At 62.6% G+C, this 17,686-nt stretch carries 10 protein-coding genes and 1 pseudogene; 4 read left to right on the top strand and 7 right to left on the bottom strand.

Translation table 11 applies throughout. The features are described 5' to 3' along the window. The 3 genes and pseudogenes from VBE63_RS15485 to VBE63_RS15475 form a co-directional block, all read right to left on the bottom strand. Positions 1 to 119, bottom strand: a pseudogene (locus VBE63_RS15485) (SAM-dependent methyltransferase); the annotation flags it as partial. 253 nt (positions 120 to 372) lie between these two features. Next, positions 373 to 1,263, bottom strand: coding sequence for a TOBE domain-containing protein (locus VBE63_RS15480; protein ID WP_323683930.1), 891 nt, complete (start codon positions 1,261 to 1,263; stop codon positions 373 to 375). Between the two features lie 572 nt (positions 1,264 to 1,835). Next, on the bottom strand, positions 1,836 to 2,483 hold the full coding sequence (locus VBE63_RS15475; protein ID WP_323683929.1) for a ceramidase domain-containing protein: 648 nt from the start codon (positions 2,481 to 2,483) through the stop codon (positions 1,836 to 1,838). Between the two features lie 226 nt (positions 2,484 to 2,709). Here VBE63_RS15475 and VBE63_RS15470 point away from each other — a divergent pair, with 226 nt between their 5' ends. Further along, positions 2,710 to 2,862 (top strand): hypothetical protein, encoded by a 153-nt coding sequence (locus VBE63_RS15470; protein ID WP_323683928.1) that lies wholly within the window; start codon positions 2,710 to 2,712, stop codon positions 2,860 to 2,862. A gap of 10 nt (positions 2,863 to 2,872) precedes the next feature. Here the strand turns inward: VBE63_RS15470 and VBE63_RS15465 are convergent, their stop codons facing one another. After that, complete coding sequence (locus VBE63_RS15465; RefSeq protein WP_323683927.1) at positions 2,873 to 3,868, bottom strand: aldo/keto reductase; 996 nt, start codon at positions 3,866 to 3,868, stop codon at positions 2,873 to 2,875. A gap of 200 nt (positions 3,869 to 4,068) precedes the next feature. Here VBE63_RS15465 and VBE63_RS15460 point away from each other — a divergent pair, with 200 nt between their 5' ends. From VBE63_RS15460 to VBE63_RS15450, 3 genes are all read left to right on the top strand, one after another. Beyond that, positions 4,069 to 5,037, top strand: coding sequence for a YihY/virulence factor BrkB family protein (locus VBE63_RS15460; protein WP_323683926.1), 969 nt, complete (start codon positions 4,069 to 4,071; stop codon positions 5,035 to 5,037). A 125-nt stretch (positions 5,038 to 5,162) separates the two neighbouring features. Next, on the top strand, positions 5,163 to 6,398 hold the full coding sequence (locus tag VBE63_RS15455; protein ID WP_323683925.1) for an META domain-containing protein: 1,236 nt from the start codon (positions 5,163 to 5,165) through the stop codon (positions 6,396 to 6,398). 183 nt (positions 6,399 to 6,581) lie between these two features. Next, positions 6,582 to 8,114: a protein adenylyltransferase SelO gene (locus tag VBE63_RS15450; protein WP_323683924.1), complete on the top strand. Its 1,533-nt coding sequence runs from the start codon at positions 6,582 to 6,584 to the stop codon at positions 8,112 to 8,114. A gap of 79 nt (positions 8,115 to 8,193) precedes the next feature. Here the strand turns inward: VBE63_RS15450 and VBE63_RS15445 are convergent, their stop codons facing one another. Genes VBE63_RS15445 through VBE63_RS15435 form a run of 3 tightly spaced genes read right to left on the bottom strand, consistent with a single transcriptional unit; the run spans position 8,194 to position 17,662 of the window. Then, positions 8,194 to 10,170 carry a PAS domain S-box protein gene (locus VBE63_RS15445; RefSeq protein WP_323683923.1) on the bottom strand — a complete coding sequence of 659 codons (1,977 nt, stop codon included), beginning with the start codon at positions 10,168 to 10,170 and terminating at the stop codon, positions 8,194 to 8,196. A 26-nt stretch (positions 10,171 to 10,196) separates the two neighbouring features. After that, positions 10,197 to 15,344, bottom strand: coding sequence for a transporter substrate-binding domain-containing protein (locus tag VBE63_RS15440; protein WP_323683922.1), 5,148 nt, complete (start codon positions 15,342 to 15,344; stop codon positions 10,197 to 10,199). Continuing rightward, positions 15,341 to 17,662: a PAS domain S-box protein gene (locus VBE63_RS15435; RefSeq protein WP_323683921.1), complete on the bottom strand. Its 2,322-nt coding sequence runs from the start codon at positions 17,660 to 17,662 to the stop codon at positions 15,341 to 15,343. Before VBE63_RS15435 ends, VBE63_RS15440 begins: the two co-directional genes overlap by 4 nt. Positions 17,663 to 17,686 lie beyond the last annotated feature (24 nt).

The following is a 17,686-nucleotide window of genomic DNA, read 5'->3' as shown; positions in this document are numbered from 1 at the left end:
CCGGCGGTGCCGATGCCGACGTCCAGCATCGCAGCGCCCTCGGGTAGGCGCCTGAGCACCTCCGCGTACCACTGGGAAGTGAGTCTGAGGATCAGTGCGTCGTAGATATAGCTTCGGATCATGGGCTCGAGGTCAACGGCGTCAACAACATCAGGCAGCCGCGCCGAGCACGCCACCAAGACGCGGAAATGGAGCTAATTTTCCTGATTTCAGGGGTCGCGTCGAGGCTGTGTTGGCTGCCATGCCGTTTCCGCTAGGGGCTAGGGGCTAGGGGCTATGGGCTAAGGGCTAAGGGCTAAGGGCTAAGGGCTAAGGGCTAAGGGCTAAGGGCTAAGGGCGACAAGCTGGCATACAAAGTTGCCGCCTTTCAAATTAGTCGCTCACGCCAATGATCACACTTGCCGGCTGAAACAGCGCGCAAGCCCGCGCTTGTTCACTGATCCCAAGCGGCCCCAGAAGCTCGGCATCGATCAGGCCTCGGACCGTAATGCCAGCTTCAAGTGCGATCACCACCTCCGCCGGGCCATCGCTGCGGGTGATGCGCTGAACCTGTCCACAGAGCCGATTGAGACCAGGATTGGAGATGCTGGTGCGGGTGCCTTTACTGGAACTGGAACTGGGGCTGGGGCCGACGCTGGAGCTAGGTCCCGAATGGCTGCCGACCCTGGAGCTAGCACTAGGATTTTCAGGCTCGATGCGCACCGCCACGGCCTTGATCAGCGCCCAGACATGGCGCGCAGGTTTCAGCCCAAGACACTCGACACTCTCATTGGTCACACCAGCACGCACCCGCGCGCCACCCTGAATCGCGATTTCAACCTCGGCATCCACCGGTCGAGCGGTGACTGAGACGATCTGCCCGATGAACTGATTACGGGCGCTGGTGCGCAGTGCCAGCCGTTGCAACATCGCAACAGCGGCCTCCCGATCGCCCAGCGCCGCATTGACGCTCTCTAAGAAACGCCGGTACTCCGCTGAGATGGTCCGATAGGCCGCAATCAGCCGGCGCCCTTCGTCGGTGAGTCGAGCTCCACCCCCACCGCGCCCGCCTGTCGCTGTCGCGACCACCGGCGTTGGCGCCAGATTGTTCATCGCGTCGACCGCATCCCAGGCCGCCTTGTAACTGATCCCCGCTGCCTTGGCGGCCTGGGTAATCGAGCCGCGCTCGCCGATCTGCTCGAGCAGCCCGATCCGCGCCTCGCCCAGGAAGGCGACCTCTCCGACGCTGAGCCAGAGCTCACCGCCAACATTGACCCGCTTCATCGTCCGGGTGGCGACGCGCTATGGACGTTAGACCATGAAGCGACGCCGGAGTAGACCTCGGCGCCGCTCAGAACGCACGCGGATCGGAGCAAATTGAAAGTGATCCTCAGCTGTCGCCGAATCCAAGTACAGATCCATCGGCACATAGTCCCAGCCACGCCGGCGCTCGAACCGGTATAACCGCCTACTAAGCTCGGGACGATCTTGCAGGCGCCTCGAAGTCTCGGCGCTAGTGGAATCTCGAAACGGGCTTCTGGCCGGGTGCCAGACTAACGCCCGGTCTTTAGGTCGTGCTGTTGACGTCGTCATGCTCCCTCCTCACTGTGATCGGCTAAGGGATCGGGGCTTGGTGATCGAACACCGCTCACCTACGACTATAGTCGGTTTGCTGCTGGTCGGCATCGGCTGCTACCTCGGCGCCTGCCACCGGCCCCCGCCGATCGCTCGGCTCGGGCTAACTGGTTGCACCGAAGCGCGTCCTGGGAGGCCACCCGCAACCATGTGACAGGCATCCTTGATCGCGCTTGGCTGACCCAGTCGTGGTGCTGATCGCTCGGCCTGGTCAGATTGGATCAGGCTCGGTGTGCTCCGATCAAACCGCTCAGCAGCAGGTAGAGCAGCAGCGCGTTGAGTAGGTGCCAGAGGAAGTGCAGGCCGAGCGGCATCAGCCCGCAGAGCGCCATGTCGAGGGTGCGGAAGGTCAGCGAGCCAATGAACAGGAGGTAGGCAGCCAGGAGCGTCGGTGAGAGCGGATCAGCGCGGCGGCGCAGGACCCACCAAAACCCGACCAAGAACGCGAGCGCCGGCAGGTAGCCGACCGAGCCATTGAGCAGCTCGGGGCCAGTGATTGCAATCAGCCCGATGCTGAGCACCTGATAGCTGAGCCAGAGCCCCGCCAGCGCCAGCGGCCGCAGCCGGAGCACGCGCCAGCCGAAGCTGAGCAAGTAGAGGTTGATGAAGAGCGTGATCGGGATCACGTCGGCAAGCACCGCCCAACCGGTGGCAAAGCTGTGCCAGAGCGCACTACCGATGCCAATCGCGCCGAGCAACAGGATCAGCAGGCCGAGATCCCAACTGTTGCGCAGCCTCAGATTGGGCTGGGCAACCAGGCGCCGCGCGACCAAGAGTGCGGCAATGATGAAGGCCGCATTGGTCATCAGATTGATCGGCTCGGCAAGCAGTCCGGCAGCGCCGGCGCGCTCGCAATAGATATCAAGCATCGTCATTCCCGCAACAGGAGGTTATTGGTGGCCTTGATCTGGCCCACCAAATAGCGAGAGCGGCCTGAGGGGCCAGCGAGTGGGCGACACTTATGTTCTCAGGTGCCTATGCCCCATGCGAGGGGCATATCGACCAGCTGCATCAGCCCCATCACCTTCTCAACATCGCCTGCTTCTCTTGCCCAGCCGCATAACTCGGAATACCTGCTTACTCCCATCAACGCAGTTGCGCGCGATCGACGGCGTCGTGAGCGTCAACAATCCCGACGACAAGCCACATCTCACGCTGGTCGAATATCGACCCGACAAGGTCGACTCGAAGACCCTTCTCGAGCAAGTCAAGACCGAAGGTGTTCATGCCAAGCTTGTCGGGCTTTAGGCAATCTCTGTCAATCACGCGTCCCCGGCGCCATGAACTCAGGCCCGACGGGATCGGTGACATGCTCCGCGATGATGGCGTCGATGCGCTCGCGTGCGCTGTCATCGAGCTGCCAGCCGTCGATGCTGCTCACCGCGTCGAGCTGCGCCGGGCGTCGAGCACCCCAGAGCGCGACGCTATGCCCGGGCTGATCGAGCAGCCAACGCAGCGCCAGGGCCATGACGTCCTTGCCGGCGTATTCTTGGGCAAAGGCGTCAAGCGCCGAAACTGCAGCAAGATATTGACCGAACCGGGGTTGCTGAAACTTGGGGTCCGACTGTCGCAGGTCATCGCCCTCGAACGCCCGATCCGGGGTCATCCGCCCACTGAGCAGACCACGACAGAGCGCACCATAGGTGACGGTGCCGATGCCGTGCTCGGCGCAATAAGGCAGCACTTCATCGCCCAGCGCGCGCTCGAAGAGATTGTAAGGCGGCTGGTTGGCATGCAAGGGCGCGACGGCACGGAAGGCGTCCATCTGCGTGCTGTCATAGTTCGACACGCCAATCGCTCGAATCTTGCCAGCCTGCAGCAGATCGTCCATCGCCCGCGCGGTTTCGTCGATTGGCGTCTTCGGGTCCGGCCAATGCACCTGGTAAAGATCGATGTGGTCGGTGCGCAGTCGGCGCAATGAATCATTCACTTCGCGCATGATGCGATCGTGCGTCGCCTCGCGCCAGACCTGCTGATGATCATCGGACCAGTTCAACCCGCATTTGGTCGCCAACACGACCTTGTCGCGCAACCCATGGCGCTGCAGGGCGTCACCGACGATCTCTTCGGAGCGGCCCATGCCGTAGACTGCAGCGGTGTCGATGAAGGTGATGCCAAGATCGACGGCATGGCGGATGGTGTCGATCGACTGTTCATGATCGCTGCCGCCCCACATCCAGCCGCCAATGGCCCAGGTGCCGAGCCCAATGCGTGAAACCTCGATGCCACTATCGCCAAGGATGCTGTATTCCATGAGAACTGCCTCTGGGTTGGGTGTCGATGGGAATGAGTCGATGGGAATGACCTGCAGGCGTATCGAACGGCGCCACCTGTGGGTCCGGTTGCTGTTGCATCGACGATACCCTAACAAAGGTAGGCTGACGGCGGTCAAGGCGAGGGTCATGTGCGATGGACGGATGACCTTTATCCCTAACTTCGGGAGACAAACCTCTGATGGCGACGCAAAGCCCGCGCGGTCGGCGCTCAATGCTGACAAGGGTTCGCTGCCTGCTCTGCTTCGTACGGCGGGTGCTGCAACATTTCAGCCGCAATCGCGGCCTGCTGCTGGCCGGTGGGGTCGGCTACAACATCCTGCTGTCGATCATTCCGCTGTTCGCGGTGCTGGCCGTGACGCTGTCTAAGATCGTCAGCGAAGAGCATCTGCTCGAGGTCATCGCGCTGCAGGCACGCCTGTTGACACCGGATCGCTCGGAACTACTGATCGAGACCCTGCGCTCGCTGCTCGAGCAACGGCAGCTGATCGGCTGGGTCGGCTTCGGCGTGATGCTGTTCTTCAGCTCGCTAGCGTTTCGGATGCTCGATGACGCGGTCGCCATCATCTTCCAACGCCATCGCCGCACGGCCTCGCGACGTCTCTGGGTGGCGGCGCTGTTGCCCTATGTCTATGTCGCCGTGCTCGGTGTCGCGCTCCTTGGCCTGACCGGCTTGGTCGCGCTGTTCAATACCATGGGCCGGCTCGATCTGAGCCTGCTCGGCATGCACCTGCCCCTCTCTGGCGCTGCGGTATTCGGACTCTGGGCCTCCAGCTTCTTTGGCGTCGCCTTGCTGTTTGCATCGATCTACAAGATGCTCCCGGTGGTGCCGGTCCATATCGGCAGGGCGCTGATCGGCGGCTTGGTCGCCGCCGCACTCTGGGAGCTGATCCGGCTCGCGCTGGTCTGGTGGTTCGCCAAGGTGTCGATGGTGAATCTGGTCTATGGCTCGCTTGGCACGGTGGTCGTCTTACTACTGTACTTGGAGGCAGCGGCGGTGATCCTGCTACTGGGCGCGCAGGTGATTGCCGAGCTGGAGCGGAGCGCCGAGGCTGGATTGCCCTGGTATCAAGAGCCAGACCTGGATGATCCGCCTGCACAACAGGCTTGCACAGGGGGCGTTGCTCGCGACAGGAGCGAGCAATGCTGAGCAGATCGCTGACAGGTTCTTGAGCCTCTTTGAGCACAGAAAAAGACGCCGGCAGGACTGGTCAGCCGTGGTTATCTGCGATTAGCATCCGAGCCCGTAACATCGGCTTAGAGGAGTTATTTGCTGTGACTGTTGTATTACGCGCGCTTTCCTTGGTTTACCTGCTCGTCGGTGCGAACGGCCTGGCCGTCGCCGAAGCGGACACACGCACGATCTCCGGTCAGCTGGCATATCTGCAGAGGGTCGCGCTGACGCCAGACAGTATCGCGGTCGTCGAGTTTCGCGCCGACAACGGTCAGCTCCAGGGTGAGACCCGCTTCGCCAGCGAAGGCCGACAGGTGCCGCTGCCATTCGCCCTGCAGGTGCCGAACGGCACCAAGGGCGAGATCCGCGGCGCGATCTGGAGCGCAGGACGGCCGGCTTGGGTGAGCGACCCAGTGGCGATCGCAGCCGGTGACGAGCCGCTTGAGATCGGCACCGTCCGATTACAGCCTCCCTCGCCGACGGGCTTCAGGACACTGATGCGCTGTGGCGAAACTGAGATCGAGATCGAATCGCTCGACGATCATCTGCGGCTGCATGTCGACGGCAAGACGCTTGACCTCTTCCCAACCCCTGCCGCCTCAGGGGCAAAATTCACAGCCAAGGATGACCCTGAGACCTTCTTCTGGTCGAAGGGCAATAGCGCCTTGGTGAGCCTGGATGGCGACAACCTCCCCGAGTGCCTCGCGGCGGTCCCGGTCGAGAAGGCGCCGTTCAGGGCACGTGGCAATGAGCCCGGCTGGAACCTTGCGATGCGCGGCGAGCAGCTCGACCTCTCGCTCGACTACGGCACCCGCGAGATCAAGACCCAGCTGCCTGAGCCTGTCGAAACCAACGCCACGCGGGTCTACAGCCTGCCGGAGCAGAACCTCAGCATCCGCATCAGTGAGCACACCTGCAGCGATACGATGACCGGCATGCCTTATCCGAGCACCGTTGAGCTCGAGATCGAGGATCAACGCCTGACCGGCTGCGGAGGTGAACCGCGCGCTTTGCTCGAGGGTCCAGAGTGGACGGTCAGCAGCCTCGACGGCGAGCCGGTGCCGGATGAGGTCTCGGTCACCATCAACTTTCTTGACGACAACCGCGTCGCCGGCAGCAGCGGTTGCAACCGCTTCATGGGCGGTTATACGCTCACTGGCGAGGGTCTCTCATTCGGCCAGATCGCCGGCACCATGATGGCCTGCCCGGACCTGCAGATGCAGACCGAACAGCGCTTCCTTGGGCTGCTGCAGGCCGTCAACCGCTTTGAGGCCACCCCGGACGGCGGACTGCAGTTGATTACCACTGACAACAAGCGCATCAGCGCTGAGCGCTGAGCGCATTTTGGTCGCTGACATGGACGTTTCAAGACGCAAGCACGAGCGCGAGCGACGGCCCGTGCTTGCCTGAGCAAGGCGCTCGTCGCACGGCGCAGCCTCCTCTACCATTGATGATGCTTTCGCCTGCCCGCATCCTCGGTCGAGTAAAGCCCACCGCGCCACTCGGGAATCGACCGCAGCATGAACAGCCCCAGCGACCTTCACAGCATCGACCGCATCGCGGTTGAGACCACAGCAGCCCCGCTCTTCGCCTTCGACAACAGCTACGCGCGTCTGCCCGAGCACTTCTATGCCCGCGTACCGCCGACGCCGGTCGCCGAGCCAGGGCTGCTGCGGCTCAACCGGCCGCTGGCCGAGCAGCTCGGGCTCGATGCCGATGCCCTGTCGACCCCAACTGGCGCGGCCCTCTTCGCTGGCAATCTGATTCCGGAAGGCGCCGATCCGATCGCAATGGCCTACGCCGGTCATCAATACGGTCAGTTCGTGCCGAGCCTGGGCGATGGCCGCGCCATCCTACTTGGCGAACTGATCGACCGCGATGGGGTGCGGCGCGATCTCCATCTCAAGGGGGCCGGGCGCACCCCCTTCTCGCGCTCGGGTGATGGGCGCGCGGTGCTCGGCCCGGTCTTGCGCGAATATGTGCTCGGCGAGGCGATGGCCGCACTGGGCATCCCGACCACGCGCGCTCTGGCCATGGTCGCGACCGGCGAGGAGGTCTATCGCGAGCGCATCGAGCCCGGGGCTGTATTGGCGCGCGTTGCCGCCGGCCATGTGCGAGTCGGTACCTTTGAATATTTTGCCCGTCGCGGCAACACCGAGGCGGTCAAAACCCTGGCCGACTATGTGATCGCGCGCCATTACCCCGACTGCGCCGAGGCCGAGCAGCCCTATCAGGCCCTGATCGAGCAGGTCGTCAAGCGCCAGGCCGAGCTGATCGCGCAGTGGATGCTGGTCGGCTTCATCCACGGCGTGATGAACACCGATAACGTGGCGATCTCGGGCGAGACCATCGACTATGGTCCCTGCGCCTTCATGGACGCCTTCCATCCACAGACCGTCTACAGCTCCATCGATCGCTTTGGCCGCTATGCCTGGGATCAGCAGCCCCGCATCGGCTACTGGAACCTGACTCAGCTCGCCAACTGTCTCCTGCCGCTGCTCGGTGAGGATGAAGACGCCGCCAAGCAGACCGCACGCGGCGCGCTCGACACCTACGGCAAGGCCTTCGAGACGCGCTACTACGGTGGCTTGCGGACCAAGATCGGCCTGCTCGATGCGCGTGCCGGCGATGATGATCTCGCGCTCGATCTGCTCGGGCGCATGGCCGCGCAGCAGGCGGACTTCACGAATACGTTTCGCGCGCTCTGCGAGGTCGATGCCAACGACCCGGCGACGGATGCGTCGGTACGCAAGCTGTTCGCAGACCCGGCCGCGTTTGACCAATGGGCGCTGCAGTGGCGCGAGCGCCTCGCCACGCAGACCCGGCCCGACAGCGAGCGCCAAGCGGCGATGCGTGCGGTGAATCCGGCCTATATCCCGCGCAATCATCGCGTCCAGCAGGCGATCGACGCCGCCAACAATGGCGATCTTGAACCGCTCGACCGACTGCTCGAGGTGGTCTCGCAACCCTATGAGGAGCACCCGGCACGGGCTGAATACCGACAGCCGCCGCGGCCAGATGAGGTCGTTGAGCGCACCTTCTGCGGGACCTGAGGGCGGAGCACCAGCCACTACCACAAGGCCAGGCGATCAGTGACGCGCAATGCCGACCGCGATAGGCCAAATAGGCGTGTCATGGAGTGCTTGTCGGCATCCGCAGATGGAGACAGGTGCGATCCTCCGCATCCGAGGTAGTCATGCTCAACCTGAAGCCCATGGTGTCGGCCATGAGTTTGGCTGAATAGGTGCCAAGCCCCGTACCATTGGCTTTGCCATAGGTCGAATATTTAGCGAAAAACCGTTCGCGGATCGGCGCTGGAACCGCGCCGCAGTTGCAGATCTCGAGTAGCACCTGGCCATGAGCGCCATGCTCACGGATGTCTAAGCGAATGGTCTCGCCGGGGGGTGAAGCCTCGACGGCATTGGTCAGCAGATTCCCAAGCATCGACAGCAGCAAACGCGTATTGGCGGCGACAGCACACCCACTGGCGGCTGCCGATTCCAGTGAGAGCGCTTGGCCATTGTGGTGGAGCGCCAGGCTCAGTTGCTTGCGGCTCAGGGGTTCTGCCAGGAAGGCGCAAGCGGTCTGCACGATTTTCATCAGATCAACTCGACTCGCTCGGTAGTGAAACTGACCGCTCTCCATTTTGAACAGGTCGAGGGAGAGATCGATCAGGTCGAGCATGTCTCGACCACATTCACGAATCAGTTGAATATCTTCACGTTGTTCCGCGCTGAGGCCGTCATCCATCAGCAGCAGATCGGGCAGATTGATGATGGCATTGAGTGGTGCTTTCAGGTCGTGCCGCATAATGCGTTCGACATCTTCCCTGATACGCTCGAGCTCTTTGCGATCCTTGATGTCTTGCTTGACCGCCACATAGTTCTGCAACTCCCCGTGCTCATCGAACACCGGCGAGATGGTGCTTTCCACCCAGTACAACGGCCCCTGTTTATTTTGGTTGATCAGCTCACCGCGCCAGTTCTCGCCGCGTTCCAGTGTCGCCCACATCTCCTCATAGAAGGCATGGCTTTGTTCGCCTGACTGCAGAAAACGCGAATTTTTCCCGATCGCTTCCTCACTGCTGTAACCGCTGAGCTGGGTGAAATAGGGGTTGACATAGAGAATGTCGCCCTGAGGGTCGGTCACAGTGATGGACACTGGCGCCTGTTCCACCGCCCGCATCAGTGTCCGCAACCGCGCATCCTGCGCGCGTTGTTCGGTCACATCGAGCGCGATGCCTTCAATCAGCTCCTGATCGCGCTCCTGATCGAAAATCCGGTAGGCATGCACCTCAAGCTGGCGCCAGTCGCCGTCCGGGTGGCGAAAGCTCAGCTCAAAGCGCGCGTTCTCGTCCCCCTGCGACACCCAATACCAGTTTCCCTCGTTCACCTTCCTCAGCGACTCCGGCGACCAGTCGGCTAGGTTGCGCCAGGATCGCCCTATGACCTCCTCGAATGTGGCGCAACCGAGCAACTGCTTGAACCCCTCGCTGAGGTACATAAGCTCGCCATCAAGCGCATGGGTGAAGAAAAACAGCCGGTCTGACAGCTCTGAGGTCAACCGCGCAAAACGCGCCTGGCTGGCGCGCAATGCGGTCTCGGCCTGTTCGCGCTCGGCAATCTCGCGCGCCAACAAGGCGTTTTGGGTTTCCTGGTCATCACGTTCGCGAATCACACGCGCCACCAGGCTGTTGCTCGCCTTCAACACCTGCCGCGCCTGCTTGATCTGATGGGCCAAGGCAAGCTGGGCCTTGATCCGCGCCTGAAGCAAGCGGACATTAATCGGCTTGGTGACATAGTCCACCGCGCCGACCTCAAACCCACGCTCCTCGTCTTCGGGACGATCTCGGGCGGTGAGAAAGATCACCGGTGTTTCATGGGTGCCTGGGAGACTCTTCAGCCGCCGACACAGTGCATAGCCATCCATCTCCGGCATCATGATGTCGAGCAGAAAGAGATCAGGCGACTCAAACTGACGCACGATGGTCAGTGCCTCGGCGCCTGAGCTTGCCACGCGTAGGCGATACTCTGGCTTGAGCGTGTTAAACAGCATCTTGAGATTATCGACCTGGTCGTCGACCACCAGGATGGATGGCATTGTTGGCATTGCAAACTCCACGGCTTCAGCCCCTTCTAAACCGATGTCTTTCCCAGGTTCTCGCCAATCACTGAGCGCAGGCTTTTGCGCACTTGCGCCAGGGTGACGCTGGCTTGGGGAAAGCGATAGCCGTCAATCTGGCGATCCAGGCGCCGATACGTCTCTGGGTCGAGGCCGGCTTGCAGCAGCGCCCTTTCCTGGCGCCAAAGCGCCTCCGCAAGCGGGTTGTAGGCTTTGGCCAAGTCTTGCAATTCGGCGAGCACCTCCACCAGGCGGTCGCGGTTGACCGGCGCGGCGGCGGTCTGCAGGGCGGCGGTTGGATCAGCCGCGCGCTGCGCGCGCCAGGCCGCGATGGCCACCAGTGCCGGTTGCAGCCGCTCGGCGAGCTGTGCGTAAGCCTCGGCAATCTCGGCGCCCGCCTCTGGGCGATCGCGCAGCCTGTCTTCCAGCGTGCGCGCGGTGGTGTGAATCTCCGTCAGCCCAAGCATGCCAGCGGCGCCGACCAAGCTATGCGCTTCACGCTCCGCTAGGGCGTGGTCAGCGGCCGCCAGGGCCGCATCAATGCGCGCCAGGCGCCCGCCATGATTGTCGGCAAATAGCCGCAGGAACTTTCGCCAGCTGTGCACATCTGGCCCCAAACTCATTCGCAGCGCGGCAGGGTCCAACCCTTGGATGGCAGGCAGATCGAGCGTCTCGGTAGGCCGCTCAGGCTCAGACTCAAGCTCAGGCTCAGGCTGATTCCCAGTGCTGCCGTTCAGCTCCAGCCCAAGCTGTTCAGCCAACAGCCCATAGAGGCGTGCAGGCTCGAAGGGCTTGCCCAGATGGGCGTTCATGCCGGCCGCGCGGGCGCGGGCCACATCTTCATCGCGCACATGCGCGGTCAGGCCGATGATCGGCAGCGCGCGGCCATCGGGCAGGGCGCGGATGCGCTCGGTCGCTTCCAGCCCGCCCATCTCCGGCATCTGGATGTCCATTAGCACCAGATCGAAGGCCGCGCAGCCCTGTTCGCGCAGTTGCGCAAGCGCTGCCACCCCCTGCTCGGCCTCGCAGACGATGATCCCGGCGCGTTCCAGGATGGCGCGCGCGACCTCGCGATTGAAGGCATGATCCTCGACCAGCAGCAGGCGCCGCCCGGCCAGCTCGGGCGGCGCCTTCGCTAATGATAGGGATTTATCGCGCGCGGGTCGTTCGTCCGGCAACGGGCATTGAGTCCAAACGGTGAACCAAAAGGTGCTCCCCACACCGAGCTGGCTGTTCACGCCAATGGCGCCGTCCATCATCAGCGCCAGCCGCTTGCAGATCGACAGCCCCAGGCCGGTGCCGCCATAGCGGCGGGTGATGGAACCGTCGGCCTGGTGGAAGGGTTGGAACAGCAGGGCGCTCTGATCTTCGCTCAGACCAATCCCGGTATCGCGGACGCGGAACTCCAGATGGACCCGTTCGCGGGCCGAGCCGGCATCCGCCGGGAGGCGCTCGAGCAGCCGTGCCTCGATGTGGATCGCGCCCTGTTCGGTAAACTTCACCGCGTTGTTCGCCAGATTGAGCAGGATCTGGCTCAGTCGCAGCGCATCCCCGTAGAGGGTTTTCGGCACCTCGGCCGGGCAATCGATGACCACCTTCAGCCCCTTCTCCTCGGCCGAACGCGCCACCAGGGTGCGCAGTTGGTCGAGCACCTGGGATAGCGCGAAGGGGTGAGCATCCAGGCGCAACTGACCGGCTTCGATCTTGGACAGATCGAGCAGATCGTTGAGTAGACCCAGCAAGGTATTGGCGGCGCTTTGGGCTGCGATCAGATAGTCACGTTTACTGTCGTCCAGCGCGCCGTCCAGACACAAAGACTGCATGCCGAGAATGGCATTCATCGGCGTGCGGATCTCATGACTCATGTTGGCGAGAAACTCGCTCTTGGCGCGATTGGCCGCCTCCGCCTTCTCTTGCGCCGCGCGCAGCCGCGCCTCGGTAGCACGCTGCTCGGTGACATCGATGAACATCACCAGATAACGCTTGCTCAAAATCACGGCAAAGGCAAGCAGGGTTCGCGTCTGCCCATCGGCGCACTGAATCCCGGCTTCCATTGGCCCCACCAAACCATCGGTGGCCAGCGCGCGCTCAACCCGCTGTTGCCACTCGCTGGCTATCTGACGACGATAATCGGGATCGGGATAGGCCAGAGGCCACCAGCGATCGATCTCTTCGATCTCTTCCAATGTGTAACCGATGAGGCTGCGAAAACGCTGATTGATCAACTGGGTTCGCGCTGACGCACTGTCCGCGATCAACATCGGCAGCGGCGCATGCTCGATGAGGGCATGCAAATCGGACTCTAACTCACGCACAGCCTCTTCCAGCCGCAGACGCTCGGTCAGGTTGATACTCAGCCCCTCGATGCGCACCACGCGGTTGCGGTCATCCTTGACCGGGAGCGCAAAGCTGAGCAGATAGCGGGATTCACCATCAAGCTCATAGTGCACGGTCACCGGCGCGGGTGCCTGGCCGCGCCAGCAGGTCGCCAACCCTTGCTCGATGCGCTCTAGGGTGTCGGGACTCCAGGCGGCAATCTCGCCCCAGTGCTTGCCCACCATGTCGCGATCGTCAATGCCGAAGAGCTCACGCGAACCGGCACTCACATCGAGAATGATGCCCTGCGCATCGAGGGAATAAAACTGCAGCACCGAGCGCGCCGACTCGACCATGCCGCGATAGCGTTGCTCGCTTGCGGCCAGGCGGTGTTCGGCGCGCCGGCGGCGGGCGATCTCGCGCCTCAGGCTCAGGTTCCACAGCAAGATCAGCGCCAGCACCAGCGCAGCGCCCAGCGCGATTTGCCACAGCAATTGAGCATCGAGGCGCGCCGGCGGCAGCGCACGCATCCAGCGGCTTTGAATCGCCTCGCGCTCGGCCGGCGGAATCGCCGCCAGCGCCTGCTCCAGGATCGCCAGCAGCGGCTGCCAGTCCGGGCGCACGGCCATCGCGAGCCGGTAGCTATAGGGTGTCTCGCCGGCGACGCGCAACTGGAACAGCTGTTCATGCGCGATCGCCTGACTGATCGCGAACAGATTGCCGATCAGGGCCTCGCCCTGCCCTTGCGCCAGCGCGCGCACTGCTGAGCGGGCATCACGCACGGGCACCAGCTGGATGCCAGGATGGTCGGCCTGCAGCCAGTGCTGGATCGTATGGCCCTCGATGACGATCACACGTTGGCCGTGCAAGGTGCTGAGGCGGTCGATCAACGGCGTCTGCACTGGGGCAAAGATGGCGATCGGGAACTCGAGGTAGGGCTCGGTGAAGAGGAAGTCGCGCTCACGCTCGGGCGTGGGGTTCGCTGCGGGCAGCAGATCGATGCGCCCTTGTTGCAGGCCGTCCATGGCCTGCGGCCAGTCGTCGATCGGCACCGGCTCGAAACGCATACCGAGCATCTCGCCAATGCGCTCGAGATAGTCCGGTGCGATACCGGCGGGTCGATCCTGGCGGTCGTAGAAGTCGACCGGCGCCCAATCACGACTCACCGCGAAGCGAATGCGTGAATGCTCATCGAGCCAAGCGCGCGCCGCTGCCGACAGCTTCATGCGTGGCGCGGTTGTCTGCGTCGGTGATGCTCCCAACCAGCGAGACTCAATGCCCGCGCGCTCGGCCGCGGGGATGGCGCGCAGCGCCTTGTTCAGGATACCCACCAGCTCGGGCCAGTCGTTGCGGATCGACATGACCACCGGATGTTCGCTGCCGACCAGAATCCCGGTTGGGTGAAAGGCCAACGAGCTGTGCTGCCGCCGCCACCATTCCAGATCGATATTGCCCACCAGCACATCGACCTCGCCATTGATCAGCGCCTTGGCCATGGCCGGATGATCGGCCAGCGGCACCAGGGTTAGGTCAGGCAGGTCCGCGAGCAGCGTCTCGATCTTCCGCATGCCGGCCAAATAGCCGACGCGCAGACCGACCAGTGCCTCGCGGTCCCTGAGCGGCGGATCATCGACGCGACGATAGAGACTGAAAAAGCCGCGATAGAGCGGGTCGGTGTAGAGGAAATGCTGGTCCCAGACCGGATTGGGTGCCGAGCTGGCAAGACCATCGATTTCGCGCGCCTTGGCCTTGCGTGTGACCTCGCTCCAGTCGCGCTCGACATGCAGCTTGAGGCGGCCGCCGAGCGGCTCGTTGAGCCGTTCGATGAGATCCACCACCAGTCCGGACTGACGCCCATCCGGGCCGACGATGACATCGGGCTGGAACTGATCACTGATGCCGAGCAGGATCTCGGGGTGCGCCTGCAGCCAGGCGCGCTCGGTATCGCTGAGCGCGAGCGACTCGAGTGCCGATGCAGGGGTCGCATCGCTGGACGAGCCCAGCCAGCGGTTGTAGATGGCAGCCCGCTCGGCGCTGCTGATGCTGGCCAGTCCCAGATTGAGGATCTCGACCAGCTCTGGCCAGTCCTTGCGGATCGCCAGCACAGCCTCGTACTCTCCTTCTTCCCAAACGGCGGCGATCTCGATACCCACCAACGACTGTTTGCGGCGCCACCATTCAAAGGTGCTATCCGCCACCACGCGATCGATTGCTCCGGACAACAAGGCCGCCGCCATGGCCTGATAGTCATCGTAGGGAATGACCTCGAGCGCGTCCGCGGAGGCACTCAGCAGCCCATTGATGTGCCGATGCCCGCGCAGCACGCCGACACGTTGGTCACGCAAGCCATCGACGCCTTCACCTGTCAGCGTCTCTTCGGAGTTCACGAAGATATAGACCTGGGACTTGATGAAGGTCTCGGTCAGCAGGAAGTGCTCACGCCAAAGCGGCAACCGCGCAACCGCCATCAAGCCATCGACCTGACCACGGATGGCCTGTTCGCTGATGTCGGCCCAGCTCGAGCTGACGTGCAGGCGGATGTCCGTTCCGAGCTGTTGGTTCAGCAGATCGAGCATGTCCTTGAAGATGCCGGTCAGCCTGCCGTCCGGTTCGCGGATCAAGGCCGGGGCAAACTGGTCCGAGGCACCCAGGACGATGTCCGGATGGGCCTCGAGCCAGGCGCGCTGCGCGGCGCTCAGTGGGATGGCTTCGGCAGACGCGGGGGGCGTCTCTCCCCAGGCCTTGCTCCCGCTCGCCAGGCTGATGACGAGGCTGCTCGCGAGCAGCAGCAGCGCAAACACCAAACGGTGGAATGCCTGTGCGGCCGCTCGTGGTCGGCCGGTCATTGATGACTGACCGGCATGCGCAGACGGAGACAGGTGCGATCTTCAGCATCCGAGGTGCTCATGCTCAGCGTCAAGCCCATGGTGTCGGCCATGAGTTTGGCTGAATAGGTGCCAAGCCCCGTGCCATTGGCTTTGCCGTGGGTCGAATATTTAGCGAAAAACCGTTCGCGCATCGGCGCTGGAACCGCGCCTCGGTTGCAGATCTCGAGCCACACCTGGCGATTGGCCCCATCCCCCACCGCGCCAGGCTCGCGAATGTCTAGGTGAATAGTCTCACCGGCTGGCGAAGCCTCGACCGCATTCTTCATCAAATTACCGAGCATCGACAGCAGCAAACGCGCATCGGCGGCGACACCGCACTCGCTGGCAACTGTCGACTCTAGCGGAAGCACCCGGCCATTGTGACGAAGCACCAGGCTCAGTTGCTTGCAGCTCAGTGGCTCTGCGATGAAGGCGCAGGTGGTTTGCACGATTTTCATCAGATCGACATGACTCGCGCGGTAATAAAACTGGCCGCTCTCCATTTTGAACAGGTCGAGAGAGTGGTCGATCAGATCGAGCATCTCCCGGCCGGATTCACGAATGAGGTCAATATCCTTGCGTTGCTCCGCGTTGAGGTTGTCGTCCATCAGCAGCAGTTCAGGCAGATTGATGATGGCATTGAGCGGTGCCTTCAGATCGTGGCGCATAATGCGCTCAACGTCTTCCCTGATGCGTTCGAGCTCCTTGCGATCCTTGATGTCTTGCTTGACCGCGACATAGTTCTGCAACACACCCTGCTCGTCGAACACCGGCGAGATTGCGGCTTCCGCCCAGTACAGCCGCCCCTGTTTATTCTGGTTGATCAGCTCGCCGCGCCAGGTCTCGCCACCTTCCAGGGTCGCCCACAACTGCTCGTAGAAGGCATCATCTTGTTCGCCTGACTGCAAAAAACGCGAATTTTTTCCAATCGCTTCCTCGCTGGTGTAACCGCTCAGCTGGGTGAACGCGGGGTTAACATAAAGAATATCGCCCTGAGTGTCGGCCACGGTGATAGATACCGGCGCCTGTTCCACCGCGCGCATCAATGTCCGCATCCGCGCATCCTGCGCGCGCTGCTCGGTCACATCGAGCGCGATGCCTTCAATCAGCTCCAGCTCGCGCTCCTGATCGAAAATCCGGCAAGCATGCACCTCAAGCCGGCGCCAGTTGCCGTCCGGGTGGCGAAAGCTCAGCTCAAAGCGCGCATTTCCCTCCGCCTGCAACAGCCGCAACCAGTGCGCCGCGCTCACGCTCGCCTGCGACTCCGGTGACCAGTCGGCCAAGTCGCACCAGCATTGCCCAATGGCCTCCTCAAGGGTGGCGCAGCCAAGCAACGGCTTGAAGCCTTCGGAGAGGTAGAGCAGCCTGCCATTGGGCGCATTGGTGAAGAAAAACAGCCGATCCCCGAGCTGAGTGGTCAGGCGCGCGAAACGCGCCTGGCTTTCGCGCAAGGCGATCTCGGTTTCTTTGCGCTGGGTGATGTCAACGATAAAGGTCACTTTACGCGGACGACCATCCTCACCGAGGATTCGCACGGCATCGGCGAGCACATACCGGCTGGCTCCACTGCGATCGATGACGGCCCACTCACCCCGAATCTCCCCAACCCCGGCGATAAATTGATCGTGCAATTCAATCAGCTGTTGGCGCGCTGCCGGGTGGACAATTTTAGTGAAATGCTCGCCGATCAATTCCGCCGGCGAATAGCCATAGAAGGTGCAGTAGGCGGGATTGGTGTACTCGAAAAATCCCTGTTCGTCGGTGATACAAAAGGCCAGGGGAGTGGCCTGAATAATCCGCATCATCATCTGATCGCTGCTGCGATCGCCGATGAGTGGGAGCAGCGGGTTCAGGTTCGCCTGCTCTTCCAGCCCGAGTCTGTGGAAGGTGTCCAGATGCGCGCGCATCCAGGCATAGAGGGGCGCGATCTGCTGCCAGACATCGGCATCCAACAGGTCTGCCAAGGCGCGCTGCCAGGCTGCTAACTGCGCATCCCAATAGCCCAGCTTGAACCCCTGCACCTGATAGGCGGGCAATACCCACAGCACCGTCTCCAGCAGACGCGAGGCATCGTAATCGGCGAACAGGGACGCCATGAACGCGCCATGATGGCGGTGATTGCGGTGCATTTGCGCATGATTCGAGACACCAATCAGCGCATCCAAATCGGCACGCGCCAGCATCAGTTCATCGACTTGTTGAACAATGCGCTCGCAGCGCTCGGCAAATTGATGCGCCGCCGCCGCATCGGGAGGCGTGATCGAGGCTAACAGGGCGGCAAGGTCGTGTTTGGTCATGCGCCTGTCTCGAGGCTTCGGGAA

It is taken from the genome of Lamprobacter sp. (genome assembly GCF_034860625.1).
Classification (GTDB): Bacteria; Pseudomonadota; Gammaproteobacteria; order Chromatiales; family Chromatiaceae; genus Lamprobacter.
This window is presented reverse-complemented; position numbering and strand designations above follow the sequence as displayed.

Coding starts and splice junctions, on each gene's coding strand:
- VBE63_RS15435 (WP_323683921.1), bottom strand. CDS start 17,662: ATGACCAAACACGACCTTGCCGCCCTGTTAGCCTCGATCACGCCTCCC.
- VBE63_RS15445 (WP_323683923.1), bottom strand. CDS start 10,170: ATGCCAACAATGCCATCCATCCTGGTGGTCGACGACCAGGTCGATAAT.
- VBE63_RS15475 (WP_323683929.1), bottom strand. CDS start 2,483: ATGCTTGATATCTATTGCGAGCGCGCCGGCGCTGCCGGACTGCTTGCC.
- VBE63_RS15450 (WP_323683924.1), top strand. CDS start 6,582: ATGAACAGCCCCAGCGACCTTCACAGCATCGACCGCATCGCGGTTGAG.
- VBE63_RS15480 (WP_323683930.1), bottom strand. CDS start 1,263: ATGAAGCGGGTCAATGTTGGCGGTGAGCTCTGGCTCAGCGTCGGAGAG.
- VBE63_RS15440 (WP_323683922.1), bottom strand. CDS start 15,344: ATGACCGGCCGACCACGAGCGGCCGCACAGGCATTCCACCGTTTGGTG.
- VBE63_RS15460 (WP_323683926.1), top strand. CDS start 4,069: ATGGCGACGCAAAGCCCGCGCGGTCGGCGCTCAATGCTGACAAGGGTT.
- VBE63_RS15465 (WP_323683927.1), bottom strand. CDS start 3,868: ATGGAATACAGCATCCTTGGCGATAGTGGCATCGAGGTTTCACGCATT.